This window comes from Spartinivicinus poritis, from assembly GCF_028858535.1.
GTDB lineage: Bacteria > Pseudomonadota > Gammaproteobacteria > Pseudomonadales > Zooshikellaceae > Spartinivicinus > Spartinivicinus poritis.
Map to the genome: position 1 here is coordinate 308,307 of NZ_JAPMOU010000002.1, position 25,805 is coordinate 334,111.

Annotated in this window: 23 protein-coding genes; 8 read left to right on the plus strand and 15 right to left on the minus strand. The window is 43.2% G+C overall.

Annotated features, from left to right (window positions below):
- Positions 1-136: 136 nt before the first annotated feature.
- From ORQ98_RS02785 to ORQ98_RS02795, 3 genes are all read right to left on the minus strand, one after another.
- Positions 137-370, minus strand: a complete 234-nt coding sequence (locus ORQ98_RS02785; protein WP_180570083.1) for a hypothetical protein — start codon at positions 368-370, stop codon at positions 137-139.
- A 188-nt stretch (positions 371-558) separates the two neighbouring features.
- On the minus strand, positions 559-1,395 hold the full coding sequence (galU, locus tag ORQ98_RS02790) for a UTP--glucose-1-phosphate uridylyltransferase GalU (RefSeq protein ID WP_274687255.1): 837 nt from the start codon (positions 1,393-1,395) through the stop codon (positions 559-561).
- 51 nt (positions 1,396-1,446) lie between these two features.
- A complete protein-coding gene (locus tag ORQ98_RS02795; protein ID WP_274687256.1) occupies positions 1,447-2,862 on the minus strand; it encodes a mannose-1-phosphate guanylyltransferase/mannose-6-phosphate isomerase in 1,416 nt (471 codons plus the stop codon).
- A gap of 709 nt (positions 2,863-3,571) precedes the next feature.
- Here ORQ98_RS02795 and ORQ98_RS02800 point away from each other — a divergent pair.
- On the plus strand, positions 3,572-4,198 hold the full coding sequence (locus ORQ98_RS02800) for an SMI1/KNR4 family protein (protein WP_274687257.1): 627 nt from the start codon (positions 3,572-3,574) through the stop codon (positions 4,196-4,198).
- A gap of 46 nt (positions 4,199-4,244) precedes the next feature.
- Here the strand turns inward: ORQ98_RS02800 and ORQ98_RS02805 are convergent, their stop codons facing one another.
- The 7 genes from ORQ98_RS02805 to ORQ98_RS02835 form a co-directional block, all read right to left on the minus strand.
- Complete coding sequence (locus ORQ98_RS02805) at positions 4,245-4,754, minus strand: thioredoxin family protein (protein WP_274687258.1); 510 nt, start codon at positions 4,752-4,754, stop codon at positions 4,245-4,247.
- Between the two features lie 85 nt (positions 4,755-4,839).
- Positions 4,840-5,364, minus strand: coding sequence for a DUF6586 family protein (locus tag ORQ98_RS02810; RefSeq protein ID WP_274687259.1), 525 nt, complete (start codon positions 5,362-5,364; stop codon positions 4,840-4,842).
- The gene (gene topA / locus ORQ98_RS02815) at positions 5,361-8,024 is read right to left on the minus strand and encodes a type I DNA topoisomerase (protein ID WP_274687260.1); all 2,664 of its coding nucleotides are present in this window, start codon (positions 8,022-8,024) and stop codon (positions 5,361-5,363) included. The genes ORQ98_RS02810 and topA overlap by 4 nt, the downstream gene beginning before the upstream one ends.
- Positions 8,025-8,189: 165 nt before the next feature.
- Positions 8,190-8,411 (minus strand): DUF1653 domain-containing protein, encoded by a 222-nt coding sequence (locus tag ORQ98_RS02820; RefSeq protein WP_274687261.1) that lies wholly within the window; start codon positions 8,409-8,411, stop codon positions 8,190-8,192.
- A 158-nt stretch (positions 8,412-8,569) separates the two neighbouring features.
- The gene (gene fadA / locus ORQ98_RS02825) at positions 8,570-9,745 is read right to left on the minus strand and encodes an acetyl-CoA C-acyltransferase FadA (RefSeq protein ID WP_274687262.1); all 1,176 of its coding nucleotides are present in this window, start codon (positions 9,743-9,745) and stop codon (positions 8,570-8,572) included.
- A 105-nt stretch (positions 9,746-9,850) separates the two neighbouring features.
- A complete protein-coding gene (gene fadB / locus ORQ98_RS02830; RefSeq protein ID WP_274687263.1) occupies positions 9,851-12,001 on the minus strand; it encodes a fatty acid oxidation complex subunit alpha FadB in 2,151 nt (716 codons plus the stop codon).
- Between the two features lie 420 nt (positions 12,002-12,421).
- Positions 12,422-12,907, minus strand: coding sequence for a hypothetical protein (locus ORQ98_RS02835; RefSeq protein WP_274687264.1), 486 nt, complete (start codon positions 12,905-12,907; stop codon positions 12,422-12,424).
- A gap of 155 nt (positions 12,908-13,062) precedes the next feature.
- On the opposite strand from ORQ98_RS02835, the gene ORQ98_RS02840 reads away from it, so the two are divergent.
- The gene (locus ORQ98_RS02840; RefSeq protein ID WP_274687265.1) at positions 13,063-13,500 is read left to right on the plus strand and encodes a universal stress protein; all 438 of its coding nucleotides are present in this window, start codon (positions 13,063-13,065) and stop codon (positions 13,498-13,500) included.
- Positions 13,501-13,502: 2 nt separating this feature from the next.
- Here ORQ98_RS02840 and uup read toward each other — a convergent pair whose 3' ends face one another.
- Positions 13,503-15,419, minus strand: coding sequence for an ATP-binding cassette ATPase Uup (gene uup / locus ORQ98_RS02845; protein ID WP_274687266.1), 1,917 nt, complete (start codon positions 15,417-15,419; stop codon positions 13,503-13,505).
- 346 nt (positions 15,420-15,765) lie between these two features.
- On the opposite strand from uup, the gene ORQ98_RS02850 reads away from it, so the two are divergent.
- Positions 15,766-17,742, plus strand: coding sequence for a transglycosylase SLT domain-containing protein (locus ORQ98_RS02850; protein ID WP_274687267.1), 1,977 nt, complete (start codon positions 15,766-15,768; stop codon positions 17,740-17,742).
- Positions 17,743-17,829: 87 nt separating this feature from the next.
- On the opposite strand, the gene ORQ98_RS02855 is transcribed toward ORQ98_RS02850, so the two are convergent.
- Together ORQ98_RS02855 and ORQ98_RS02860 are read right to left on the minus strand one after the other, a co-directional pair.
- Positions 17,830-18,741, minus strand: a complete 912-nt coding sequence (locus ORQ98_RS02855) for an EamA family transporter (RefSeq protein WP_274687268.1) — start codon at positions 18,739-18,741, stop codon at positions 17,830-17,832.
- Between the two features lie 97 nt (positions 18,742-18,838).
- Complete coding sequence (locus tag ORQ98_RS02860; protein ID WP_274687269.1) at positions 18,839-19,432, minus strand: YceI family protein; 594 nt, start codon at positions 19,430-19,432, stop codon at positions 18,839-18,841.
- Between the two features lie 289 nt (positions 19,433-19,721).
- Between ORQ98_RS02860 and ORQ98_RS02865 the strand changes: the two genes are divergently transcribed.
- The 4 genes from ORQ98_RS02865 (at position 19,722) to ORQ98_RS02880 (ending at position 22,917) form a co-directional block, all read left to right on the plus strand.
- A complete protein-coding gene (locus ORQ98_RS02865) occupies positions 19,722-20,024 on the plus strand; it encodes a PepSY domain-containing protein (RefSeq protein WP_274687270.1) in 303 nt (100 codons plus the stop codon).
- A gap of 73 nt (positions 20,025-20,097) precedes the next feature.
- Positions 20,098-20,763 (plus strand): response regulator transcription factor, encoded by a 666-nt coding sequence (locus tag ORQ98_RS02870; RefSeq protein ID WP_274687271.1) that lies wholly within the window; start codon positions 20,098-20,100, stop codon positions 20,761-20,763.
- On the plus strand, positions 20,760-22,103 hold the full coding sequence (locus tag ORQ98_RS02875; RefSeq protein WP_274687272.1) for a sensor histidine kinase: 1,344 nt from the start codon (positions 20,760-20,762) through the stop codon (positions 22,101-22,103). The genes ORQ98_RS02870 and ORQ98_RS02875 overlap by 4 nt, the downstream gene beginning before the upstream one ends.
- A gap of 574 nt (positions 22,104-22,677) precedes the next feature.
- Positions 22,678-22,917: a helix-turn-helix domain-containing protein gene (locus tag ORQ98_RS02880; protein ID WP_274687273.1), complete on the plus strand. Its 240-nt coding sequence runs from the start codon at positions 22,678-22,680 to the stop codon at positions 22,915-22,917.
- Positions 22,918-23,320: 403 nt separating this feature from the next.
- On the opposite strand, the gene ORQ98_RS02885 is transcribed toward ORQ98_RS02880, so the two are convergent.
- Entirely contained in the window at positions 23,321-23,659 is a 339-nt protein-coding gene (locus tag ORQ98_RS02885; RefSeq protein ID WP_274687274.1) for a hypothetical protein, read from the minus strand.
- Positions 23,660-23,704: 45 nt separating this feature from the next.
- Positions 23,705-23,887, minus strand: coding sequence for a hypothetical protein (locus ORQ98_RS02890; RefSeq protein ID WP_274687275.1), 183 nt, complete (start codon positions 23,885-23,887; stop codon positions 23,705-23,707).
- Positions 23,888-24,064: 177 nt separating this feature from the next.
- On the opposite strand from ORQ98_RS02890, the gene ORQ98_RS02895 reads away from it, so the two are divergent.
- Complete coding sequence (locus ORQ98_RS02895; RefSeq protein ID WP_274687276.1) at positions 24,065-25,804, plus strand: bifunctional alpha/beta hydrolase/class I SAM-dependent methyltransferase; 1,740 nt, start codon at positions 24,065-24,067, stop codon at positions 25,802-25,804.
- The last annotated feature ends 1 nt before the right edge of the window (position 25,805 follow it).

Genomic DNA, 25,805 nt, shown 5'->3' on the forward strand with positions numbered 1-25,805 from the left:
CGGCGTGAATGGAAACAAGAAAGGATAAGGGAACTAGTCTACCAACATGTCAAAAACAAATACCAACGTTTTGAAAACTAAACGAACAAAGTTACACTATCAAACGTCGGCATATTCATAAAATAACAACCAGGCCTTAATGGATGACCCGGTTGCTTTCATCTTCTTCTGTTGTTGTTTCTGCCATGATACCCACCATATGGATACCGGCACTCAACATCGCTTTGGCCACCTCAATATAATTATCCTGTAAAAAGGCTTTAGCCTCTTCAGAAAATGATATTGTCACTAATGGCTTTTCATCAGCATCAGAACGCTGTAGTGCAATATTACCATCTGGCAGTTCAACTATCTCTAAATAAGAAGGCATCTACAGACTCTCACCATTATCGTTAGGGACAAGTACTTGATTCTACCATCTCATGAGCACTTGACAAAGCCATTATCAGAATAATCTGTCAGTTACCGTATACTTGCTGAAAAACCCTACCGTATTAAAGTAAATGAACTGCTCTTCACTAATTAATCTATAAACCTTACAGTGGTAGGAAATAGTCACTAACTGCCATTATTCTTTTGGTAAAACTGATCATAACAATAATTGGTTGCAGCAATATAACCATCAACACTACCACAATCAAAGCGTTTGCCTTTAAACCGATAGGCTAATACACAACCATCTTGAGCTTGCTGTAATAATGCATCAGTAATTTGCACTTCACCATTTTTGCCAGGAGTGGTACTACGAATAATGTCAAAGATATCTGGCGTTAAGATGTAACGACCGATAATGGCTAAATTGGAAGGTGCGTCTTCAGGTGCAGGCTTTTCCACCATATCGGTAATTCTATACAAATCTTCTCGAATCATATCTCCCGCAATAATGCCGTATTTTCCTGTTTCATCCGCAGGTACTTCCTGAATGGCTACAATACTACAGCGAAATTGCTTGAACAAACGTACCATTTGAGACAGAACACCATCACCCTGGTTAATGCATAAATCATCCGCCAACAAAACCGCAAACGGCTCATCACCAATTAAGGTTTGACCTGTCAGAATAGCATGACCCAATCCTTTCATTTCCCGTTGCCGGGTATAAGAAAAGCTACATTCATCAATTAGACGACGAATATCGTTTAGCATCGGCTCTTTGTCAGTATCTTTTATTTGATGCTCAAGTTCATAATTGGTATCAAAATGATCAGCAAGTGCTCGCTTGCCTCGACCGGTAACAATACTAATTTCACTTAAACCTGCAGCCAGTGCCTCTTCTACCCCATACTCAATCAGAGGTTTATTCACGACCGGCATCATTTCTTTAGGCATTGACTTAGTTGCAGGTAAAAAGCGGGTTCCATAACCCGCTGCAGGAAAAAGACACTTTTTGATCATTAGTTTATTAATTTCACTATTTGACAATTACTACTCACAAAGACAACCCCCCTATTGGGTTCGTCCATAAACGTCATCAAACCTAACTATATCATCTTCTCCCAAATAGCTACCAGACTGTACCTCAATTAACTCCAAAGGAATTTTTCCAGGGTTTTCCAATCGATGCTGCTCACCCAGTGGTATATAAGTGGACTCATTCTCAGCTACCAAATATTCCTTCTCTCCACATGTCACCCTGGCTGTACCCTTAACCACTATCCAGTGCTCGGCTCGATGATGGTGCATCTGTAGTGATAAGCTTGCACCAGGCTTAACAGTGATCCGCTTAACTTGAAAGCGCTCTGCTTCATCAATGCCTTCATAACTTCCCCAAGGGCGATACACTTTTTTATGCAGCATATACTCAGAACGTTGGTGACTCTTTAACTCCTCAACAATTTTTTTGACATCTTGAACTTTATCTTTATGAGCAACTAACACAGCATCATCCGTTTCCACCACCACCAGATTTTTTACCCCAACAGCCGCTAACAGACGTTTTTCACTGCGCAAATAGCAGTTTTCTGTGTCTCTTAATATTACATCACCCAGTTGGCTATTACCCCGTGCATCAGAAGCGTGCAACTCAGCCAATGCTCGCCAAGAGCCCACATCATTCCAGCCAATATCAGTAGGAATGACTACACCTTTGTCGGTTTTTTCCATTACCGCATAATCAATTGAGTCTTCAGGGCAGGCAGTAAAACTGGCTTTATCCAAGCGTAAAAAATCCAAGTCCGTTTTCGCTTCATCAAATGCTTGTTTGGCAGCATTAAAAATATCCACCGCATAAGCCTGTAGCTCCGCCAAATAAGTTGCTGCCTTAAACATAAACATTCCGCTATTCCAAAAATAACCACCTTCTGCCACATAACCAGCCGCCATTGCCTGGTCAGGTTTTTCTACAAAGCAGTCAATTTTGTAACCTGAAAAGCCAAGTGATTCAGACGCTTTAATGTAGCCATACCCCGTTTCCGGGTGGTCTGGCACAATCCCAAAAGTGACTAATCGATCCTGCTGCGCATGTTGTTGACCGTAGAGAATCGCCTTATAAAAGGCCTCTAACTTTCGAATAGCATGATCGGCAGGCAGCACTAGTAACATTGCCTCACTACTAAGCTTCATCGCTTTGAGTGCAGCCACGGCAATAGCAGGTGCAGTGTTTCTACCCACAGGCTCCAAAATAATACTTTCTGCTGGTTGAGCTATTTGCCTGAGCTGCTCTGCTACCATAAAGCGGTGCTCTTCGTTACACACCACTATAGGTGCCTCTACCTCCTTAAATCCAATCAACCGATTAACCGTCTCTTGTAGCAAACTCGCATCTGGATTGACTAGGTTGAGCAACTGCTTAGGGTAAAGCTCGCGGGATAATGGCCAGAGTCGAGAACCGGTTCCTCCAGAGAGAATCACTGGAATTATCATGAAATGTCCTTAATTCAATTGAGTTTATGCTTAACTGGATGACGACATTATAAACCTTGATAACAAACAGCAATAATAACCTTATAACGTTATGACAAAACAAATTAGCGCCCGAAAAGCAATCTAACGAGTTCTAGACTTCTATAGTGTAGGGTATCTCTTCTCATCCACACGGCTTTCAAGGCATTTCTACTATTTATTTAGAACTTGCATCGACTCATGACTGACCTATATTTAAACCTAGTCTGATGACAATCTTTCCTTCTTAGCACTTCAGAGTTCTGTTATGTATCACTATAAAATCATCTGTGATAGTGAAGACAGTTACGATATTGTCTTGACCACTGACCCAGTTGATGATCTCGATGTTTTTCCCAACTTTAAATCTGCACAAAAAGCCCTAGCATTTCGCCTGAATGATCGAATGAGAAACCTAAAATCACAACTCATAATGGTAAGCCGGATGCGGCATGCGCGCGAAGTAATTCAATAAAATACAATAATGATCTTAATCCCAGCTAATATCAGAGATATCAATAATTAGCTGATTTTTAAATACTTTTAAAACAAGGTTGCAGTTTGTAAAACCCGTTATTTATAAGTTTGCAATAAATTTGTGAACCATAAAAACTAATGGAGAGCCCTACAACTAGCTAATTGCCAGCTAAAACGTAATAATTAGGATTAACAAAAGCAGTAGTAGCAGATTATGGCGGACCTTATATTACGTTATTGGCAGCAAATCCTTAAGTGGTTTAAAGTAAACCAACCCGTCTTTTTAGATGCTTTAAATGCTGGTGCCTCACTAAAACACATTGAGCAACTGGAAGCTGAACTAGGTACTAGCCTGCCCAATGATCTGCAGGCGTTCCTGTTAGCTGTCAGTGGAGAGAAAACGGATAATTTTTTTCACCACCTATGTACTTGTGGCATTTTACCTTTCCACGGTGACTTATTTTCTGTGCCTGAAATATTAAAGCAACGCCAGTACCATTTGGAGCACGACGTAGCACTTAATGGCAGTAAAGACTTTCAGAAAATGGCCGCGGTTTATCAGGCCCATTGCCCAGAAGTGAAACCTCTTAGCTATGACCCACTATGGATTCCCATTGGGGGCGATCCTGGTTTTAACATCGTTTTCGTTGACCTTAATCCAACCAGCCAAGGAACAGTTGGACAGGTTTTTGAGCATTGCTACGAAATTGCCCAGCGAGAACTATTAGCCTCTTCCCTTACCCATTACCTCAAGCAGTATGCCGAAGGCCTGAGTAAGGGACGGTTTTATGTGGAAGAAGATAACCATATGCTGGTTGTCTATGATGATCACTCCATTTAAAGCGATTACTAAATATACACTCTTAAAAATTGATTTTTTTAGGTGCTCATAATTCCTGAGCAGCTTCAGGCTGAGTATCCTGCCCTAGTGTAGCTTGGGTTTTCAGCTTGCTGAGAGAGTTGAAAAAATTATAGAAGTTTTCAGCTCCCATTCTTCGTGCAGTTGCCAGCTGGCCACCTTTCGTTGCAAACAGCACCTTATTATCTGCTGATGTCACAACAATCGAAGGAATGCCTTTTTTAACAGGATTACCGTATTCCTGCACAATATCCATATTGTTATCCCAACGGCCAATATCCACTTTAACGGTTACAAAGTGAGTTTTAATCAACTCAGCGAGCTGTCCTCTACTGACTGCCTTATCCAGCGCAACACAATCAGGACACCAGTTAGCCCCAAACGCAATCAACAGCAGTTTACCTTGCTGCTTGGCTGCTAGCTGGGCTTGGGTTAACTGCTGCTTAGCATTGGCCTTTGGGTCATAGGGTAATTCTTTAGCCATTAATGAGTTGACTAGGCTCATAAAAAACAAGGATAAAATAAGTGAGCGGATCATAAACTGGGCCTCCATTTCCAATAACAATCATTAAAGCAATATTGCGATACCATACAACACCTGTCGACATAACAAGTGCCCGTTGTCAATACTCGACTAACTGTTCTCGCCAATGTTGAATAAACTCAGCTAACGCCTGACAGCAGTTTGATAACATTTGAAAAGTGGACACTTCACTGGTAATAATCAGCGTCTGTTCACCTGCTAGCTGGTCTTGCTTGAGGGTTGTTGGCTGTAAGGCCTCTACTCGATCGTAGTATTCAGATAAGTGGCTTAGCCAGCTGTCATCCTCCTGCAATAGCAGATGTAAGCTATTTAACCCTGGTGCAGACTGACGCTGCTCTGCACTTAATTCAGCAAACGACCAATGATGAACAGCTAGGGATAGCTGATACTCTGCCCCTAACTCATGACCAAACGCATTAACAGCGGTTACCAAATGCCAGGCAACCGCTTGCAGTAATCCTTCTTGATCGCCAGGTAGCGGATCAGACAGTTGCTGACATTGCCGCAACAAAGCAGCGGCAAAATAAAGCTTTTGTTTCACCAGGGCTTGTAAGGCTTCTTTTGCAGGGGTAGCATTTTCAGCTACCCGCTCACTCCCTCTCAACTTGCCGCCTCTACTTTGGTTTTAGCCCGGCTTTTAGTCACTTGCTCTTCCCACTTTCCATCCTTATAAAAAGCACGCCACCCTGTCGCTTTGCCCTCTACCTCTGTCATCACATACTGCTCTTTAGTTTTGCGACTAAACCGCACAATAGTTGGATTACCCTCAGGATCTTGTTGCGGCGCATCCATCAAAAAATGGTATTTGGGGTCAATTTCATTTCGATGAGGAATCAACTCACTCACCAGTGGTGCACGGGTTTCCCGGTTCTTAGGAAACTGACTCGCCGCTAAAAACAGCCCTGAAGCACCATCTCTTAAAATGTAAGTATCATCGACTTTTAGGCAACGCAACTCAGGCATAGGCACAGGTTCCATTTTAGGGGGTGCCGGTTCGCCACTTTTCAGCAGTTTACGAGTATTACTACAAGCATCATTAGTGCAGTCAAAATACTTACCAAACCGCCCTGTTTTTAGCTGCATCTCTGCACTACACTTGTCGCACTCCAACACAGGCCCTTCATAACCCTTCAACTTAAACTGCCCTAGTTCTATTTCATAGCCAGAACAATCTGGGTTATTACCACAAATGTGTAGTTTGCGCTTCTCATCTATCAAGTAAGAGTCCATGGCAGTACCACACTTTTCACAGCGATGCTTAGCTCGAAGTGCTTTAGCCTCTCCCTCATCATCATCAGCATGGATAACTTCATCACCTGGCACTAGATTAATAGTGGTTTTACAGCGCTCTTTAGGGGGTAGAGCATAACCTGAGCAACCCAAAAACACCCCCGTACTGGCGGTACGCACTTGCATTTTGCGTTCACAAGTAGGGCAATCAATGTCTGTCATGGTAGGCTCATTCGCTCTCATCCCTCCAGTACTGGAGTCAGACTCTGCTCGCGCTAGCTTTTTACTGAAGTCCGCATAAAACTTATCCAGTAGCTTATGCCATTCCAGCTCACCCTCAGCAATATGGTCCAGATCTCCTTCCATATTGGCAGTAAAACTATAATCCATGAGGTCGTGAAAACTTTCCACCAACCGCTCAGTCACAATGTCGCCCATTTTTTCGGCGTAAAAACGGCGTCCTTCCAGCTTGACATAGCCTCGGTCTTGGATCGTTGAAATAATGGATGCATAGGTAGAGGGTCTACCAATCCCCCGCTTTTCGAGCTCTTTTACTAATGCCGCTTCAGTAAATCGAGCCGGTGGTTTGGTATAGTGTTGGCTGGGGTCCAGCTTAAGTAAGTCCAAAATCTCATTGACATTGATGATGGGTAAAGTGGCTTCCTCACCCTTCTTGCCAACTGGGGGAAGTACTTTGGTAAAGCCATCAAACTTCAATACTCGGCCACGAGTTCTCAACTCAAAGTCAGCCGCTGCCACCACCACACTGGTACTTAGGTACTCAGCAGGCGGCATCTGGCAAGCGACAAACTGTCGCCAAATTAGCTCATATAACCGTTCAGCATCGCGCTCCAGCCCTTTAATTGAGCCCGCTTTAGCATTGACATCAGATGGTCTGATTGCTTCGTGGGCCTCTTGTGCACCCTCTTTACTGCTATAGGAGGTAGCTTTTTCTGGCAAATAGGCTTTCCCATAGGTATCAGCGATGAAGTCTCGGCAAGCCGCAACAGCATCTGCGCTTAAGTTGGTGCTATCTGTACGCATATATGTGATATAGCCAGCTTCATAAAGCCGCTGAGCCATGGTCATGGTTTTCTTAACACTAAACCCCAGCCGGGTACTCGCTGCCTGCTGTAAGGTAGAAGTGATAAAAGGCGCATTAGGCTTGGTACTGGTTGGCTTAGTATCAACGTTAGCAACCTGATACGTTGCCTGGCTTAATACCGCCAGCGCCTGGTCTGCCTGCGCTTTATTGGTAGGTCGAAAGCTTTTGCCTGCCTGCTTGGTAACTTGGAAGCGAACCGCCTCTTGGCGCGGTGTATTTAAGTCTGCATGAATTTCCCAAAACTCTTCTGGAACAAACTGGCGAATTTCATTCTCACGTTCAACAATCAGTCGCACAGCGACTGATTGTACGCGACCGGCTGACAAGCCTCTGGCAATTTTGCTCCACAGCAAAGGTGACACCATATAGCCCACTACCCGATCCAAAAAGCGACGAGCTTGCTGGGCCTGGACCCGACTCATATTAAGCTGGCCAGGGTGCTCAAATGCCTCTTTGATAGCATTTTTGGTGATTTCATTAAACACAACCCGTCGGTAGCGCTCGTTGTCCCCACCTATCGCTTCGCGCAAATGCCAGGCAATGGCCTCCCCCTCTCGGTCAAGGTCCGTTGCTAGGAAGATTTTGTCAGCATTTTTCGCTAACCGTTTCAGCTCATCAACGACTTTTTCCTTGCCAGGCAATATTTCATAATTAGCCTGCCAATTATTTTCTGGGTCAACCCCCATTCGCGCAACCAGTTGCTCACGAGCCTTGCGCTTTTTATAAACTGCCTTCTGTTCAGGTGACAGCTTACGGGTTTCTGCCGCTGCTTTTGCTCGCGCTTTCGCATCAACCGGCTTCTTGCTTCCGCTAGTAGGAAGATCTCGAATATGCCCAACAGATGACTTAACAATGAAGTCACTACCCAAATACTTGTTAATCGTTTTGGCTTTTGCTGGTGACTCAACAATGACTAGTGATTTACCCATGGTGACCTGTTATATCCAAAACGTACAAAACTTATCCATAAAAGATAATTCAATTACAAAAATTTGCGCCTTTATAAGACGTATTCTGTCTTTCTGCAAGTAAATTAGACTTAAAGACAATTGCAGTGTGTTGCCAGTAACAATAATCTCAACATAGCAGCTATCTTATTTATCGCCTAAATATTCAAACCGGGGAATTTGTTCGCCATCCACCATCACCGACGAAAAAAACAGTGCCAATGGTCTTACCCATAGGCCTTGTTTACCATATAGTGCTTTATACAACACCATCTTTTCTTCTGTTTCACTATGAGTTACTACCCCAATCACCTCATAGTACTGGCCCTTAAAGTGCCGATAACGACCAGCTTTTACTTCTGTTTTCACAGCCTCTAATCTACCCCATTAAAAAAGCCGGAGTATAACTCCGGCTTTGCAGAACAAGGTACCACTGTTTAAACACATACGTTATGATTAACAGTCGTTTTTTCGTCAACAGCAATATTATAGTCAACAGTTATCGTTTGTTAAAAATAACTATGCTGTTACACACGCTCAAAAATCGTCGTAATACCTTGCCCCAGCCCGATACACATTGTTGCTATACCCAATGTGCCACCTTTCTGTTTCATGACATTTAACAATGTACCAGAGATTCGGGCACCGGAACAACCAAACGGGTGGCCCAATGCAATTGCACCTCCATTGAGATTAACTTTCTCATTCATTTTGTCCAGTATTTTTAAATCTTTTAACACAGGTAGTGCCTGAGCAGCGAATGCTTCGTTAAGTTCAAGTTGATCAATGTCATCAATGGTTAACCCGGCTTTTTTCAGTGCTTTCTTGGTCGCCGGTACAGGACCATAGCCCATAATGGCAGGGTCAACTCCAGCAATGGCCATTGATCTGATTTTTGCTATTGGTGTTAACCCTAATGCTTGTGCTCGCTCAGCAGACATAACAATCATGCAAGAAGCACCATCAGTAATTTGTGAAGAAGTACCCGCCGTGACAGTGCCGTTTTTAGGGTCAAAGACCGGCTTTAATTCAGCCAGTTTTTCAGCCGTAGTATCGGGGCGAATGGTTTCATCTTCAGTAAACACCTTCACATTACCGCTTTCATCATGCCCTTCCATTGGAATAATCTCATCGCTAAATCGGCCTTCAACTGTCGCCTGATGAGCTAACTGATGGGAGCGAGCACCGAATTCATCCTGTTGCTTACGGCCAATGCCGTGTAACTTGCCCAACATTTCAGCGGTCAGTCCCATCATGCCTGAAGCTTTTGCAGCATATAGGCTTAACTGTGGGTTAGGGTCAACCCCATGCATCATGCCCACATGCCCCATATGTTCAACACCACCCACGACAAATACATCACCATTATTAGTCATGATTGCTTGAGCAGCGGTATGTAAAGCAGACATTGATGAACCACATAATCGGCTAACGGTTTGAGCACTGGCAGTATGTGGAATCGGCGTCATTAGTGAAGCCATTCGTGCAATATTCCAACCCTGCTCCAGGGTTTGGTTAACACACCCCCAAACCACATCTTCGACCTCCGCTGGGTCGACACCAGGGTTTCTTGCTAGCAACCCAGTAATCAGTTTGGCTGATAAGGTTTCAGCCCGCACATGGCGATACATACCATTTTTAGAACGCCCCATTGGGGTCCGGGCATAGTCAATAATGACGGCATCTCTAGGATTTAAACTCATAACGATGGGTTCTCATCTATATTGAGTGCTCCGCATAAGACCATAATTCTCAACTTTGCTTGCGGTGCACTCATTGGTAACTGTTAAAAATAGTGCTTAAAGGGTTTACTCAGTAAAAAAACGAGCACCTGACTTAGCCATTTCAATTAGTTTGGCTGTAGGCTTATACAGTGGCCCAAGCTCAGCAAACTTTTCCGTCAGTGCCACAAATTCTGCCACACCCATATCATCAATATATTTCAACGCACCACCCCGGAATGGTGGGAAGCCAATGCCATACACCAGCCCCATATCCGCTTCAGCCGGGCTTTCCACAATACCGTCTTCCAAGCAGCGAACGGTTTCCAGGCACAGCGGGATCATCATTCGAGCAATAATATCTTCCTCACTAAACGCTTGGCTGGCTTGGCAAACGGGTTTAATCATGTCGTATACCGCTTCATCCAGCACTTTTTTCGGCTTGCCTTTTTTGTCCTGCTTATATTGATAAAACCCAGCATTGGTCTTCTGTCCATAGCGTTTGGCTTCATACAATACATCCAATGCCGTTTTGAATTCCCGCTTCATTCGGTCAGGGAAGCCTTCAGCCATCACCCCTTCAGCATGTAAACCAGTATCAAGGCCTACGACGTCCATTAAATAGGCAGGCCCCATTGGCCAGCCAAACCGCTCCATCACTTTATCCACTTGAGCAAAGTCAGCCCCATCACGCAATAACATGGAAAAAGCACCAAAGTAGGGAAATAAAATCCGGTTGACTAAAAAGCCAGGGCAGTCATTGACAACAATAGGTGTTTTGCCAATTGCCTTAGCATACGCCACTACCGTAGCAACGGTTTCTTCACTGGTCTGCTCACCTTTAATCACTTCAACCAATGGCATCATATGTACGGGATTAAAAAAGTGCATCCCGCAGAATTTTTCGGGCCTTTTTACTGCTTCTGCCAGTTTATTAATGGAGATAGTTGAGGTATTAGTTGTAAGTACAGCTTCAGGTTTGATTTGCCCTTCCACCTCAGCCAGCACTTTCTTTTTCACATCAATATTTTCAACCACTGCCTCAACAACGACATCAACTGTCTTAAAATCACCATACGACAGCGTGGGTATAATCCGATTAAGCACCTCAGCCATCGCCGCAGGTTCCATTCGTTTTCTATCAACCCGTTTTATTAGTAGCTTGGCCGCTTCATTTAAACCAAGATCAATCCCCTCCTGGTTAATATCTTTCATTAAAATAGGTACATTTTTATAGGCAGACTGGTAGGCAATACCGCCTCCCATAATACCCGCCCCTAATACCGCCGCTTTATTGGCAGATAAAGCAATCTCTTCATAATGCTTGGCTTTTTTCTTCAGTAATTGATCTTTAAGAAACAGCCCAATCAAATTCTCAGCCACTGGTGTTTTCGCCATTTTCACAAAGCCTTTTGCTTCTATTTTAAGGGCATCATCCCGGCCTTTAGTGGCGGCTTTTTGAATAGTTTTAATTGCTTCAACAGGTGCTGGATAGTGTGGCCCCGCTTGTGAGGCCACATAGCCTTTAGCTGTTTCAAACACCATCATACTTTCGATATTATTTAGCTTTAGCTTTTCCAGTTTTGGCTGACGTCGCGTTTGATAATCAAGTTCACCTGCAGCTGCTCGTTTTGCCAAGGTAATTGCTGCTGCTTTCAGCTCATCCAGGGGCACTACCACATCAACTGCCTTGGTTTTTAAGGCAGCTTCCGCTTTATGTTCTTTACCCGCACAAATCCACTCAATAGCATTATCTGCGCCAATAATTCGGGGTAGCCGTACAGTGCCGCCAAATCCAGGATAGATCCCTAGCTTGACTTCAGGTAAGCCAACTTTTGCAGTCTCTGCCATGACGCGATAGTCAGCAGCCAGACACATTTCAAAGCCACCCCCGAGGGCTATACCATTAATGGCGACTACCGTTGGCATAGGTAAATCTTCAAAATCACTAAAAATTTGATTAACTTGTAAGTTGGCAGCGATTAACTCATCTTCAGGTAACGTAAAATTAGCCAGAAACTCACCAATATCGGCACCGACAATAAATACATCTTTGCCACTGGTAACGATCAGGCCTTTAATTTGATCATTCCCCCGAATAGCGTCAACAGCCTCACGTAGTTCTTCTAAAGTGGCCCGATTGAACTTGTTTACAGACTCACCCTGCAAGTTAAATTGCAGCTCAGCGATACCTTCTTCAAGCGGTTTAACCGTTATGGCCTGACCTTCGTAAATCATCAAATGATCTCCACGTTTTTTATTTTGCTTCGCTAATGGTACTGATTGTTGGTTACAACTCGCTGCCGTACATTAACCTGCCAGCTCGAGCTATCCCCTTGAGCATTCTGCTAAGCAGTATAAACCCCACCTGTCTTGTAGCACATTTATTGTAGACCGGTTATGCCTACTTCAAGAGATAGACAACAAATGTAGCGTTTTTCGTCAAGCAAGTATTTATTGGCTATTTCAAAGGAGATTCCAGCCATTACCACTTTCAAATAATGACTGCTATGGATAAACCAGCCACTTTATCATCATTAGCGATACAAATTATTCATACGTTTGTTTGATTCAAGATACAAACATGGGGAATTTTTTTGCTTTTGTCAATAAAACTTACGTGGTCTTCACCTGCAATAAGTGTAAAGTGATGGTTTGTTAGCCTACCACCATGAGCTGATCAGTGAGAGATACTAGCTGCCGTTTAATTTGTTCGATATCCGTTTCTTCACCCCGTTCCTGCCATATAGCAGTAATACAAGGGCCACCTACCATTACAGCTCTCACATCGTCAGGCAAGGCATTCAAGGTAGCAAGCAGATGCTCTTCAGCAACTGGTTGCTGACTGCCTCGGTTGTCCTGCCACCAATGGGTTGATTCAGACTCACTGCGAAAAAAGCGTATTGAGGTAAGTGGTTTACTGTCATGAAAAGTTAATCGATAACCAATACAGTACGCTTGGCTAGCGACTTTATTTGTAAGAGCGGGCGGAATCTCAGGTTTAACAAACTGCACCGACATGCCCTGACTGATTGCTGCTTGACGGAACCGCATCCGTTTGCGCTCATGGGGAGCAGGCAATACCCAGAAAACCGAGCCTAAACTAGCAACTATGACTATAACAATAATGAGAGTGGTCATCATCGTCCTTATTTTGGATTAAGATTATAAAGTCTGTTGATCACAGCAGACCTACTGTTGACCAAATCGTCGCCAGGAGCAGCGACATTATAGAGGGTGTTTCAAGCAAGTGACTTATGTCCTGTTTTACAACGCCCTTGATCAGCGGAGTCACCTCTATGAGCCCATATCACCATATTTTGGTAGCCGTTGACCTGACTGAAGAAGCCAATACTGTCTTAGCACGCGCCAAAGACATTGCTGCCGATAACCAAGCCAGACTTACCATGGTCCATGTAATAGAGCCGTTAAGTGTGGCCTATGGCAGTGATATCCCACTAGATTTAACCACCTTACAACAAGAGATCACGGACCAGGCTCACCACCGAATTTCTGAGCTAGCTGCCAGAATTGATCTAGACAACCAGGACCAGGTAGTTGTCTATGGGCGCCCAGAAAAAGAAATCCACCGCCTTGCTGAAGAAAATGGGGTGGATCTCATTGTGGTGGGAAGTCATGGCCGCCACGGCCTAGCACTGATTCTCGGTTCTACTTCCACCGGCATTTTACATGGTGCCAAGTGCGATGTGCTGGCTGTGCGTGTTGGCAACAAATAAAGTTATTGCATGGCTTCTAATTCAGCCCAGCGCTCCAGCTTGGCTTCTAACAACTGTTCCAGCTCAGTTAACCGACTAAGTACCGGCTGCACTTGATCATGGGGTTGCTGATAAAAGTCAGGTTGATTGGTTTGCTCAGTCAACGTTTGCTGCTCAGCTTCTAATACATCAATCTCGGTTGGCAAGGCATCCAGCTCACGCTGCAAATTATAACTAAGCTTCTTTTTCGTGGAAGTGGGTTTGATTGGAGTCTCCTTAGATGAAGAAGTCGTTATATTACTGGCTGACGAGGCTGACTTGCGCTCAGTCGCTGCTTCAACCAGGGCACTAAAGTTGCCCCCTTGACGCAGCCAATCTTGATAGCCACCCACATACTCACTCACGACGCCATTCCCCTCAAACACTAAGGTGCTGGTTACAACATTATCGATAAATGTTCGGTCATGGCTAACCAGCAGCAAAGTGCCAGTAAAGTTAATCAGCAGTTCTTCAAGTAGCTCCAGAGTTTCCACATCCAAGTCATTGGTTGGTTCGTCAAGTACCAGTACATTGGCAGGTTTACTAAATAGTCGAGCCAGTAGCAGACGGTTCCGCTCACCACCCGACAACGCCTTCACTGGGGTACGACAGCGCTCAGGCGTAAATAGAAAATCTCCCAGATAACCAATCACATGTTTCTGTTGACCACCGATTTCGATGGTTTCACGGCCATCAGCAATATTATCGATAACGGACTTTTCCAAATCCAACTGGTCACGCAACTGGTCAAAGTAGGCGACTTCAAGCTTGGTACCCACTTTTATTAAGCCTTGCTGGGGGGCTTCTTGTTCCAGTAGCAGCTTTAACAAAGTGCTTTTACCAACCCCATTAGGACCAATCAAACCTATTTTGTCGCCCCGAAGCAATCGAAGGGAAAAGTCCTTGATCAATGGTTTATCCGTATAGCCATGGGTAATATCCTTCGCTTCTAGCACCAGCTTGCCAGAGGTTTCACCACTGTCTACCTGAATCTTGGCTTTACCCTGCACATTGCGACGCTGAGCCCGCTCTTCACGCAATGCCTTCAACGCCCGTACCCGGCCTTCATTGCGGGTACGTCGGGCTTTAATACCCTGCCGTATCCAAGCTTCTTCCTGAGCCAGTTTTTTATCAAACTCAGCTTGTTGTCTGGCTTCCACCTCTAGCAGGTGGGCTTTATGGTCAAGAAAGCTTTGATAGTCACCTTGCCAATAAGTCAACTGACCACGATCCAGCTCAACGATGCGCGTTGCCAGACTTTGTAAAAATGAACGATCGTGGGTAATAAATAACACAGCCCCACGAAACTGTTTCAGTTGCTGCTCCAGCCACTCAATGGTGAGGATATCTAAGTGGTTAGTCGGCTCATCCAATAACAAAATATCCGGCTCACTGACCAGCGCTTGTCCTAAAATGACCCTGCGTCGCCAGCCTCCTGATAATTCGGCCATTTTTTTATCGGCAGGTAAATCCAGCCGCTTGATTACCTGCTCTACTCGCTGGTGTAATTGCCAGCCATGCTTAGCCTCAATGGCCTCCTGTACTTGTTCCAGCCGCTTCAGGTCCAGCGACTCACCGGTTTGCATGGATAACTGGTGATACTCTGTCAGCAAATCACCGACCTCAGCCAAGCCTGCAGCAACGACTTCAAACACAGTCAGTTGATCCGCATCCGGCAGTGCTTGCGCAACAAAGCCAATATTAACCCCAGGTTGATACCAGGCTTCACCACTATCAGGGGGTGTCTCACCCGCTACGATTTTGAGTAAACTGGACTTACCCGCCCCATTACGGCCGATCACACACACCCGCTCACCGGCATCCAGCTGTAAGCTGGCATTCTCTAATAAAGGCATTGCCCCATAAGCCAGGGAAATTTCTGATAATCGAATTAATGGCATAACCAACCAAAATTAATTGAGAAAAAGTAGCGGGCTATCATAATGTGTTAAGTACAAAGAGAAAACCTATGCTAACGATAGGAAATAAAACACAACCACATTAAAAGCGAACAATTGTTAATAAATAATCAGATTATGTGAAACGCGTAATTGTAATCTGACTACCAGTGTAGTCCTCTATATTTACATGAGACACGTCTATGCTTCACTTATATTAATAACGATGTTTGGAACTGTTCAGCAGCAACACTTATCAATAACTATTATCACTTATATCGAAGCAATGACAGATTAAAGCAACAACACATTGACCCAGAAGTTCAGACAATAATGAGTAATTGGTTAAATGAAAATGCAAACCATCGCCCCTAAAGCACTAACCTTATGTATCAGTTTACTGGGGGCTACCTGGTGGCCTACCGCGTCAGCCAATGTACCCAACCAGTATACCCAAGAACGGCAGCTGTACCAAAAAGCCCTCAAAGCACTAAACAAACATGATTGGAAGCAGTTCAATCAGTATCAAAATAAACTGACCCATTACCCTCTGTACCCCTATCTGGAGTATTACGAGCTACAGCGCAAACTGTCCGTTTCACCTTCCAAGGACATTAATGCGTTCATCAAAACCTATAATGACTTACCTGTTACTGCACGGCTACAACAAAACTGGTTACGTTATTTAGCAAAAAACAAGCAATGGAAAACCTTTAAGGCTAATTACGACCCTAAAAGGGCTACAGTTGATTTACAGTGCTGGTATCACCGAGCCCAGTTGGCTACAGGCCAAACCAAACAAGCTTTTCAAGGCGCCAAGCAACTCTGGCTATCAGGAAAATCACAGCCCAAAGCCTGTGATCCATTATTTACCCGTTGGCGTAATGCCGGCCAACTTAGCCAAAATTTAGTTTGGCAACGAATGAGCCTGGCTTATGAAGAGCGTAACCCTGGCTTGGGTAAATACCTCAGCCGCTTTCTAAATAAAGCCAATAAGCCGTCAGGCAAAATATTTTATAGCACCTATCGCAACCCACAAAAGTTGTTTAAGTCCAGTCGCTATAAACGAAATACGCCGTTTATGCGTGATATTATTAAAACAGGCTTAATGCAAATGGCCAGGCGTAATCCTCAAGAAGCCCTTAATCTGTGGAAACAATATAGCCGAAGCCATAGCTTTTCAGCTTCTCAAAGCCGCGCCATCAATCAATATATCTCACTTTATATACTCAAGCATTTTTCCGCTGATGAAATTCAGTGGGTTGATCAAGTGGCCTCTAAACACCCTGACCAAGAGCTAGTGGAGTGGCGATTACGCATTGCCTTAAAAAGCCAGGATTGGCCTTCCGTTAAACGGGCTTATAAACTATTGCCCGCTGAGCAACAGCAAGAGCCCCGCTGGCGTTACTGGTATATCCGCGCTCAAGAAGCATTAGCTAAAACCAACAAAGCAAAAAAGCAAGTCATTAAGCAATATGCTGATTTGGCAAAAGAGCGTGATTTTTATGCCTTTTTGGCCGCTGACCGTGTTCAAGTACCGTATCGGCTCAATCACCAACCTTTCCCTGTCAGTGCCCAAACTAAAAATAAAATAAAATCACTGGGTGGGATTAAACGGGCGGCCGAGTTTTATCAACTGAATCATGTCATGTCTGCAAGACGAGAGTGGCATCACCTATCCAAAATACTCTCAAGTGAAGAGTTAATTGCAGCAGCTGAGATTGCTTACAACTGGAAGCGGTATGACCAATCTATCTTTAACTCAGCTCGTGCAAAATATTGGGACGATTTGCAATTACGTTTTCCACTGGCATTCAAGCGCCCTATTCTATCAATGAGCGCAAAGAATCAGTTATCCAGCAGTTGGGTTTATGCCATTGCTCGCCAGGAAAGCGCATTTATGTATGATGCCCGATCACATGCCGGCGCCATGGGGTTAATGCAATTAATGCCAGCAACGGCCCGGCATGTTGCACGCAAAAATGGTTTTCGCTACCGAGGCACTAAAGAGTTATTAAACCCCAGAAAAAATATCCAACTGGGCACTGCCTATTTAGTTGAATTAATGAAAACCTTTAATGGCAACCGCATTTTAGCCACTGCAGCCTACAACGCTGGCCCTCACCGGGTAAAACAGTGGTTAAAACGCAGCAATAATTTACCCTATGATATTTGGATTGAATCAATTCCTTTTAATGAAACCCGTAAATATGTGCAGAATGTGCTGGCCTATCAGGTAATATACAGTAATAAATTAGGGAAAAGTAAAACCACTGTGGTGACACCCAAGGAAAAAAATTATTTATATGCTTGGAACAAGTCTTAGCAACATTTATTCATAACCACCCATAAAAAAAGGAGGCAGTTGCTTCCTTTTTTTAATTCACTTGAGCACAGCATTATTCATCTATAATCAAAGCGAATGATTTACTCGCTTCCATGACCAAAACTTCTCTAACCACTGCTCGCCACGCATATTGATTACTAAACCAAACACCACTAAAGCAATACCTGCCCATTGCACTAAGGAAACGGTTTCACCCAAACATAAGGCTGCAGAAGTCAAACCTACTGCAGGCACCCCCAACGTTAGTGGAGCTATTTGACCAGCAGGATAACGACTAATGAGATGACTCCACAGACTGTATCCTAAAATACTGGCCACAAAAGCAAGATACAATAATGCACCAACAGCTAACCAGGAAATCTGTTGAACACTTTCAACAATGGCAACTGGGCCTTCCACTAGATAAGAGCAGATAAAAAACGGCACGGGTGGTATCCACGCAGACCATACAACTAACCCCACACTAGCTTTATAACCTTGTTGAGATATTGAGCGATTTACAATATTGCCCAGGGCCCAACAAGCAGCACCCGCCAAGGTCAGGCCAAAGCCAACAGCAGTCATTGCTTCACCATTGCCAGACCAACCAATCAAAGCCAGGCCACCTCCAGCAATCATTATCGCTACTAACTGATAGGTTTTGATCGCTTCTGCCAACAGCAATCCACCTAGCAACAAGGTAAACAGTGCCTGAGACTGTAGCACTAATGAGGCAAGCCCCGCTGGCATACCATTGGCCATCGCTGAAAATAAAAAGGCAAATTGTCCAAATCCAAGGGAAATGCCATAGGCAAACAGCCACTTTAGTGGTATTTGTGGCCTTGCGACAAATAGCGAGCCAATCACCGCAATTAACAGGAAGCGAAGGCTACCCATTAGTAACGGGGGCATTGTTTCCAGCCCCCACACGATCACTACAAAATTAAACCCCCACACCAATACAATAACCAAACCCAACACAACATCTTTCGCACGCATAACTGGCTGCTCAATTACAGCTAATGAATAAACAACAGCCATTGTACAGTTAATTTAACAAAAGTCGCCTTTGTTGCTGTTAGCCTTAAGTCTTAGTTCAGTGGGTTTGCTTGAGTGTTAATGCCCATTTAACAGGCACTACAGAGGTAATTGACTTTAACCCCATTACCTTCGTCATCTGTTGCACACCAGCTTCTCCACCGTACTGATTAATATTGATTGAAGTATCTTGATAGGACTCTACCAAATAGTCAGCGGCAGCGTTTTTGGTAACCTTAACAAATAACTTGATTGGTAGCGTTGTCTCGCGAATGGTTAACTGACCATCAACCTCCATTTGTTTGGCTGCGCCAACAGTGAGTTTTTGCTCATCAATACCTGACAAATCAGCCTTTACTGTGGCATAACGGTAATTTGTGGTATCAAGCACCCACTGTTTAATTCGATCATTACGGATTGGGATTTTAGTATCAATTGTAGCTAAATCAATTTTAATTTCGGCTTGTTTTTGGTCATTTACCTGGCCAGATACGCCACTGATTAATTGGGTTTCTTTGACCGACTTGCCATTAGTAAAAATTTTTTCCGTGACAAAATTGACTTTTGAGTGTTCACTTTGCACTTGCCAGGCAGCCTGAACAGGCAGTGCAGTTGATGCGGCTAGCGTCGTAATTAAAATAATTTTTTGCATTACAGTTCCCTTAACAGTCTTTAACTTGTAGGCATAGCCTAGCGATTAAGCGTATTCAGGTTAAATGGAAAAGGTTAATGACTGTCATTAGAAACCTTTATAGCGCTGTTGGGAATAGTTTAATAATTTAAATAAAAACTGAGGATATTAAATCCATTTAGTTACCAAATTCACTAAGAGAGGTTACCAGCAAGGTTTAGTTAAATCAGTGGGAGTAATACCTATTAAGCTTGATTTCAGGTACAGTTGCTACAATTTAGCAAGCCTTCTGAGCTGACAAGGAAATGCAATGAAACAGCGATTACTTTTACTCATACTGCTCTGCTGGGGTGCAGCAACAAGTGTGGCTGGTCAAGATATTTCTCCTTCTCAGGCGTTAAAGTTACAGCAACAGGGCATTATTCTGCCTATGAGTCAATTGTTAAGGCGGGTTCGACAGCGCTACCCTGGTGAATTACTGAATGCTGAGCTGGAAAGAGACGACGGTATTTATGAATATGAACTGAAAATTCTAAACCCACAAGGCCAAGTATGGGAAATTGAAGTGAATGCCCAAACAGGTGCCATTCTCGAAGTAGAAAGAGATAACTAACCCTCACAATAGCATCACCAGAGCAAACTTGATAATACCCTCAATGCCACTTATTGATAGGATGTAGTACTAAATGCGGTTACTCGTTGTAGATGACAATCATGAATTATTGGAAAACACGACTAATGAACTTCGCCAAGCCGGTTTTGCAGTAGACACCTGTGACAATGGGGTTGATGCATTACATCAAGGTCAAGAAGAAAACTATGCCGCAGTTGTTTTAGATTTAGGCCTGCCTGACATTAATGGTTTAACGATTTTACAGGAGTGGCGCAGCCGCCAAAATACAGTGCCTGTTATCATTCTAACAGCCCGTGGAGAATGGTATGAACGTGTGGAAGGCCTTCAAGCCGGTGCAGATGACTATGTGAGTAAGCCATTTTACCACGAAGAGCTGATCGCCCGCTTACGAGCCGTTATCTGTCGCTATCATGGCCACAATAATGCGGCCTTACAGTTAGGCGACATCAACCTGGATGAAGAAAAACAACAGCTGGACTATCAAGGCAAGCATTATAAGCTGACGGCAATGGAATTTCGCTTGTTACGTTATTTTATGCTCAACCCAGGCAAAGTGTTAAGTAAGCAGCGCCTTACTGAGCAGCTTTATGAGTATGATGCCGATAAAGACAGTAATGTACTGGAAGTTTACATCGCTCACCTACGTCGGAAACTTGGTAAAGCCTCCATTGAAACCCGGCGTGGACAAGGTTATATCTTCCATGGTTCTACAACATGAAGTCAATCAGTCGTACACTAGGGATGGGGCTTGCCAGCTCGGTTTGTTTTTTAAGTTTACTGATTGGTTTGATCACCTATGCTGCGATGGGTGAAAGCTTTAAATCCTTTTTTAGTAGCAAGCTGGACGATGATGCGAAAACCTTACTTTCCTTACTGTCCACTCATAACCAACAACTAATACTGGATGATAAAGGTATTAGCCAATTACATTACCGCACCTATTCTGGCCATTATTATGTTATTCAAAGCGCCAGGCAGACATTTCGTTCACGCTCATTATGGGATTTTAATTTTAATCCACCTTCCCTAGCAGTAGGCGAAAAACGGGTCAGTGAATTACCAGGCCCTGATGAGCAACAATTAATGGTATTAAGCCAAGGGTTTAGCATTGGTGATATTCCTATCACAGTCACTGTGGCCGAAGATGTCGGTGGTTTATACACCAGTTTTCGTACGATGACCGGTGGACTATTATGGGGATTACTGGTGGCTATACTACTGTTGTTAGTCATCCAACAATGGTTACTCCATCGAGGTTTAAAACCACTCACTCGGTTAAAAAAGTCACTCCATGCTCTACAAACAGGGGAATTAACCGTTATCAGTACGCACAAAATGCCCAAAGAAATTCAACCCCTGGTGGCTGCACTTAACCAGCTACTTGAAAATACGGCTGAATTACTCAAGCGAAGCCGTAACGCAGTAGGTGATTTAAGCCATGCGTTAAAAACCCCTATAGCACTGATGCAGCATACCATTATCAGCGAAGTCACTAATCAGCCAGAGCTCAGTAAAAAGCTCTTACGCCAGTTAACCTCTATTCGCCAATATAGCGAACAAAAATTAACCTCAGCACGATTGGCTGGTGATATATTACCCGGCGCGCAGTTTGAGCCCCATAAAGACTTAATGGATCTGATTCAAACCTTACATACGATTTACCAAGCCAAATCTGTCACTATTGATTGGCAACCACATCGTTGGCCAGAGCGCATTGCCATGAACCGGGAAGATGCCCTAGAACTACTGGGTAATTTACTGGATAATGCCTGTAAATGGGCTAATCAGCGGGTAAATCTTAGCTTCTCCCACACCGATGCCCACCAACAACTCACTATTGCTGATGACGGCCCTGGTGTTGCCAAAGAAAATCAAACCCTGCTGACTCAACGAGGTAAACGCTTAGATGAACAGGTAGATGGCCATGGTTTAGGGCTGAATATTGTTGCTAACATTATTCAGCATTATCAAGGCAATATCGAATTTATTGGCCAAGGTCAATTAGGCGGGTTAGAAATTATAATTCAGCTGCCGACTAATATTGACAAATTAAAATGAAGTGATAGCTTTACCCTCACTTCATTTTAATTGAGCGTTTTTTAATGTCTACTTTTATATAACCTGTTTTACTTAACCTCTACACTGAGGCGCACATTTTTACCAATTTTATTTTCATTCCATAGATGGTACAAACTACTATCAGACCTATCATTTTTTTAATTTCCATATCATTTATGAAGAACACATCACAGCTTATTTTTATAGTTAAAAATGAATCATTATAAACACACTATTAACAATAGACGACCAATTAGTCATTTTTAAACCGAGCTGAATTTAAACACTAGACAGGCCACACCCACGATTTCTTGCTGCAATTTTTGTTTAACATTTTAATCTTTCTAACAATTAAAATAAATTTAATCACCATATACAAGGCAACACAAGTAGTGCATAAAAGCACCAAATTCAAATAGTAAGCACGCACAAATTACGGGAAGCTTATATTTTATAACAATATTATTTCATCGCGTTTAACTTTTATTATTGTATGTTTTTTGTAAAATCGTAGTCACACTTCCTTACAGCTAAGGAACACTCCAGTTATTTTTTAACTTTAGGAGGAAAAGCAATGGAAGCGTTCGAAACATACTGCAAAGGAATGGCAGCTCATTTAAGAAAAATAAGAAAACAACGTGGCATGACCCAAGAAGCACTAGCAGAAGCCGCTAATATCAGCCCTGAATACGTCAGCCGGATAGAGCGAGGAATCAATAAACCATCACTTAAAACCCTATACGACCTTTCAATGGTCTTAGAATTTAAGTTTATATTAATTGACGAAGGACCTGAACAAGAAACTAACCACTAGCTAGTCAGTAATAGTCTTAAGGGAGGGAGGAACGACCAAACGCGGATAAGTAAGTAAAAACATACCGCAACCAAAACAACAAACCCCAACAAAATACGTCTGTTAATCATTTTATAGGTAACGCTTTTATAGCCAAAACGAATTTTTGTTAAGTGCGACCTTCAAGCGACTAGGCCCCATGAGTTTATACATTTATAAATGATTGGGGTGACAGTTAATCGCTCCTCGTCAATTGCTCCTGTATTGCTATAATGAGTGGCATCCATACCACCCTGTATTAACTGTTTTTTCCACCCTCCGTGGTGCTCAAGAGTGATGACAAAAACCTAAGTTCTCAAACAATCCTGTTGTCTATTTGCAAGATAATATAGCTTATAAACACACGGGTATACCATTGATATGATTAGTTAGGTCGATCTTGAATTAATTTATCCAGTTTTTCTTCTAATAACTGTATTTTAGAAAAACTCTCTTCTTTACGTAAATAAGTTTCTGCTACCTGTTTTTGATAACCTAGGAAGCTTTTTTCAACCTCATGTAAATGCTGGTCTTGCCGATGGAATACTTGTTTAAAATCCTTATCCAGGTTATCTAGCTTTTTACTAACATTATTCAAATTCGTATCAGCTTGCTGCTTTAATTGTTGAAACTGCCGATTAATACTGAATCTAATCGTCGTCAAGATAAGGGTTATCAGGGTGACACTAACAGCAAGTAGTTGGAGTAACTCAGATAATTTCATTGTTATTTCTCCATACAGTTTTGGCTAGTTTTACCTGCTTTATTATTAAGGTATATCCTCTTCATAATATTCCTCATCCTCAATGTTTTCTTCAAAGTCCATTAACTCATCCAATCCATTACAATCAATCAGCTCATCAAAATCAGTTAATAACCGGTTTACTTCCTGCTCAGACTTAATAAAAAGATCAATATCACCAGAAAAATCCCATAAAAAATCGTCATCCATGATCTGCCCCCTAATTTATCGTTTTAGGTATATACTCATAATTGATTAAATAGGATTGACCCGACAATTGACAGGAACTATGACTACTAGTTATTTATAATTCTTAGGGCATAATAGGTGGCACAAAAACGCTTACTGTTGTACCCTGAGTAACACTGTTTAATGTGAATAAATCCTATGGAAAAACACTTTATCACCCACGATGGCGTAGCGTTATTTTATCGATATTGGCCTGCCAAAAAGGCACCAGAAAAACAAGCTATTGTCTTGTTACATAGAGGCCATGAACACTCCGGTAGGATGGCCCATCTGGTAGAAGAACTGGACTTAAATGAGTTTGATTTTTTTGCCTGGGATGCCCGTGGTCATGGTCAATCACCTGGGCAACGTGGTTTCAGTCCTGACTTTGGCACACTGGTACGCGACCTACAAACATTTATTGAGCATATTACATCCACATACCAGATAAATATCAATAACATTGCCATTATTGGTCAAAGTGTTGGTGCGGTGGTAGCTGCAACCTGGGTACATGATTATGCCCCCAATATTCGTTGTCTGGTGCTTGCTTCACCCGCTTTTAAAATAAAGCTTTATATCCCGCTTGCCAGAACTGCAATTAAACTGTGGTATAAATTTAAAGGTTTGTTTTTCGTTAACAGTTATGTCAAAGCCAAATTTCTCACCCATGACCCAAAACGCATTGCCAGCTATAACACTGATCCATTGATTACTCGCCCCATTGCTGCCAATGTATTATTAGGGTTATATGATACTGCTGAGCGAGTGGTAGCCGATGCAGCAGCAATAGCAGTTCCTACCCAACTGTTAATCTCTGGAGCAGATTTTGTGGTTCATCATCAACCACAGCATGCTTTTTTCGCTCGACTAAGCTCAGTTATTAAAGAAAAACATCTGTTGCCAGGCTTTTATCACGACACTTTAGGTGAACTACATCGTGAGCTTGCAACGAGTAAAATTCGCGACTTCATCACTCGCCTGTTTGCCTCACCACAACAGCAATTATCAATGCTGAATGCCCACCAACAAAGCTATACCAAAGTTGAAGCAGATGAGTTAGCTGTCCCCTACCCCATCAACTCCTGGCAAGGGCTATATTGGCAGCTGTATCGCTGGTCACTGCAGTTGGCCGGTATTTTGTCTGAGGGTATTCGCTTAGGCCATCAAACAGGGTTTGACTCTGGAAGCACCCTTGATTATGTATATCGCAATCAGCCAATGGGCACTTCATCACTAGGGCAATGGATTGATCAACACTACCTTAACAGCATTGGTTGGCAAGGCATTCGCCAGCGTAAAGTTCATTTAGAAGAATGCTTACGTCTAGTCATACAATGGCTTAAAAATAACAACATGCCAATTAATATTCTGGATATTGCTGCAGGCCATGGCCGTTATGTCTTAGAAGCGATTGAAACCAGCAATATTAAACCAGACTCAATTCTACTTCGTGATTACAGTGAGCTTAACGTTGAGCAAGGCCAACAACTAATCAAAGAGAAAGGGCTTACCGATATTACTACCTTTACGACAGGTGATGCGTTTGATCAGGCTAGTACAGCTCAAATTACCCCCACCCCTTCGATTGGTATTGTTTCTGGATTGTATGAATTATTTGCTGATAACGCATTAATTACTCAGTCATTGGCTGGACTTGCCAGCGCTCTTCCCGAAGGTGGTTACCTTATTTACACTAACCAACCTTGGCACCCTCAGTTGGAAATGATAGCCCGCGCATTAACCAGCCACCGAGAAGGACAAGCCTGGGTGATGCGCCGCCGTACTCAACTAGAAATGGACCAGCTAGTTGAATCTGCAGGCTTTACAAAAATAACCCAGCGAATTGATGATGATGGCATTTTCTCTGTATCTATTGCAAAGCGGGTTCTTGAGTAGC

Coding starts and splice junctions, on each gene's coding strand:
- fadA (WP_274687262.1), bottom strand. CDS start 9,745: ATGAGTTTAAATCCTAGAGATGCCGTCATTATTGACTATGCCCGGACC.
- topA (WP_274687260.1), bottom strand. CDS start 8,024: ATGGGTAAATCACTAGTCATTGTTGAGTCACCAGCAAAAGCCAAAACG.
- ORQ98_RS02875 (WP_274687272.1), top strand. CDS start 20,760: ATGAAGTCAATCAGTCGTACACTAGGGATGGGGCTTGCCAGCTCGGTT.
- ORQ98_RS02805 (WP_274687258.1), bottom strand. CDS start 4,754: ATGATCCGCTCACTTATTTTATCCTTGTTTTTTATGAGCCTAGTCAAC.
- ORQ98_RS02840 (WP_274687265.1), top strand. CDS start 13,063: ATGAGCCCATATCACCATATTTTGGTAGCCGTTGACCTGACTGAAGAA.
- galU (WP_274687255.1), bottom strand. CDS start 1,395: ATGATCAAAAAGTGTCTTTTTCCTGCAGCGGGTTATGGAACCCGCTTT.
- ORQ98_RS02880 (WP_274687273.1), top strand. CDS start 22,678: ATGGAAGCGTTCGAAACATACTGCAAAGGAATGGCAGCTCATTTAAGA.
- ORQ98_RS02860 (WP_274687269.1), bottom strand. CDS start 19,432: ATGCAAAAAATTATTTTAATTACGACGCTAGCCGCATCAACTGCACTG.
- ORQ98_RS02870 (WP_274687271.1), top strand. CDS start 20,098: ATGCGGTTACTCGTTGTAGATGACAATCATGAATTATTGGAAAACACG.
- fadB (WP_274687263.1), bottom strand. CDS start 12,001: ATGATTTACGAAGGTCAGGCCATAACGGTTAAACCGCTTGAAGAAGGT.
- ORQ98_RS02800 (WP_274687257.1), top strand. CDS start 3,572: ATGGCGGACCTTATATTACGTTATTGGCAGCAAATCCTTAAGTGGTTT.
- ORQ98_RS02895 (WP_274687276.1), top strand. CDS start 24,065: ATGGAAAAACACTTTATCACCCACGATGGCGTAGCGTTATTTTATCGA.
- uup (WP_274687266.1), bottom strand. CDS start 15,419: ATGCCATTAATTCGATTATCAGAAATTTCCCTGGCTTATGGGGCAATG.
- ORQ98_RS02850 (WP_274687267.1), top strand. CDS start 15,766: ATGAAAATGCAAACCATCGCCCCTAAAGCACTAACCTTATGTATCAGT.
- ORQ98_RS02835 (WP_274687264.1), bottom strand. CDS start 12,907: ATGATGACCACTCTCATTATTGTTATAGTCATAGTTGCTAGTTTAGGC.
- ORQ98_RS02890 (WP_274687275.1), bottom strand. CDS start 23,887: ATGGATGACGATTTTTTATGGGATTTTTCTGGTGATATTGATCTTTTT.
- ORQ98_RS02885 (WP_274687274.1), bottom strand. CDS start 23,659: ATGAAATTATCTGAGTTACTCCAACTACTTGCTGTTAGTGTCACCCTG.
- ORQ98_RS02785 (WP_180570083.1), bottom strand. CDS start 370: ATGCCTTCTTATTTAGAGATAGTTGAACTGCCAGATGGTAATATTGCA.
- ORQ98_RS02795 (WP_274687256.1), bottom strand. CDS start 2,862: ATGATAATTCCAGTGATTCTCTCTGGAGGAACCGGTTCTCGACTCTGG.
- ORQ98_RS02855 (WP_274687268.1), bottom strand. CDS start 18,741: ATGCGTGCGAAAGATGTTGTGTTGGGTTTGGTTATTGTATTGGTGTGG.
- ORQ98_RS02865 (WP_274687270.1), top strand. CDS start 19,722: ATGAAACAGCGATTACTTTTACTCATACTGCTCTGCTGGGGTGCAGCA.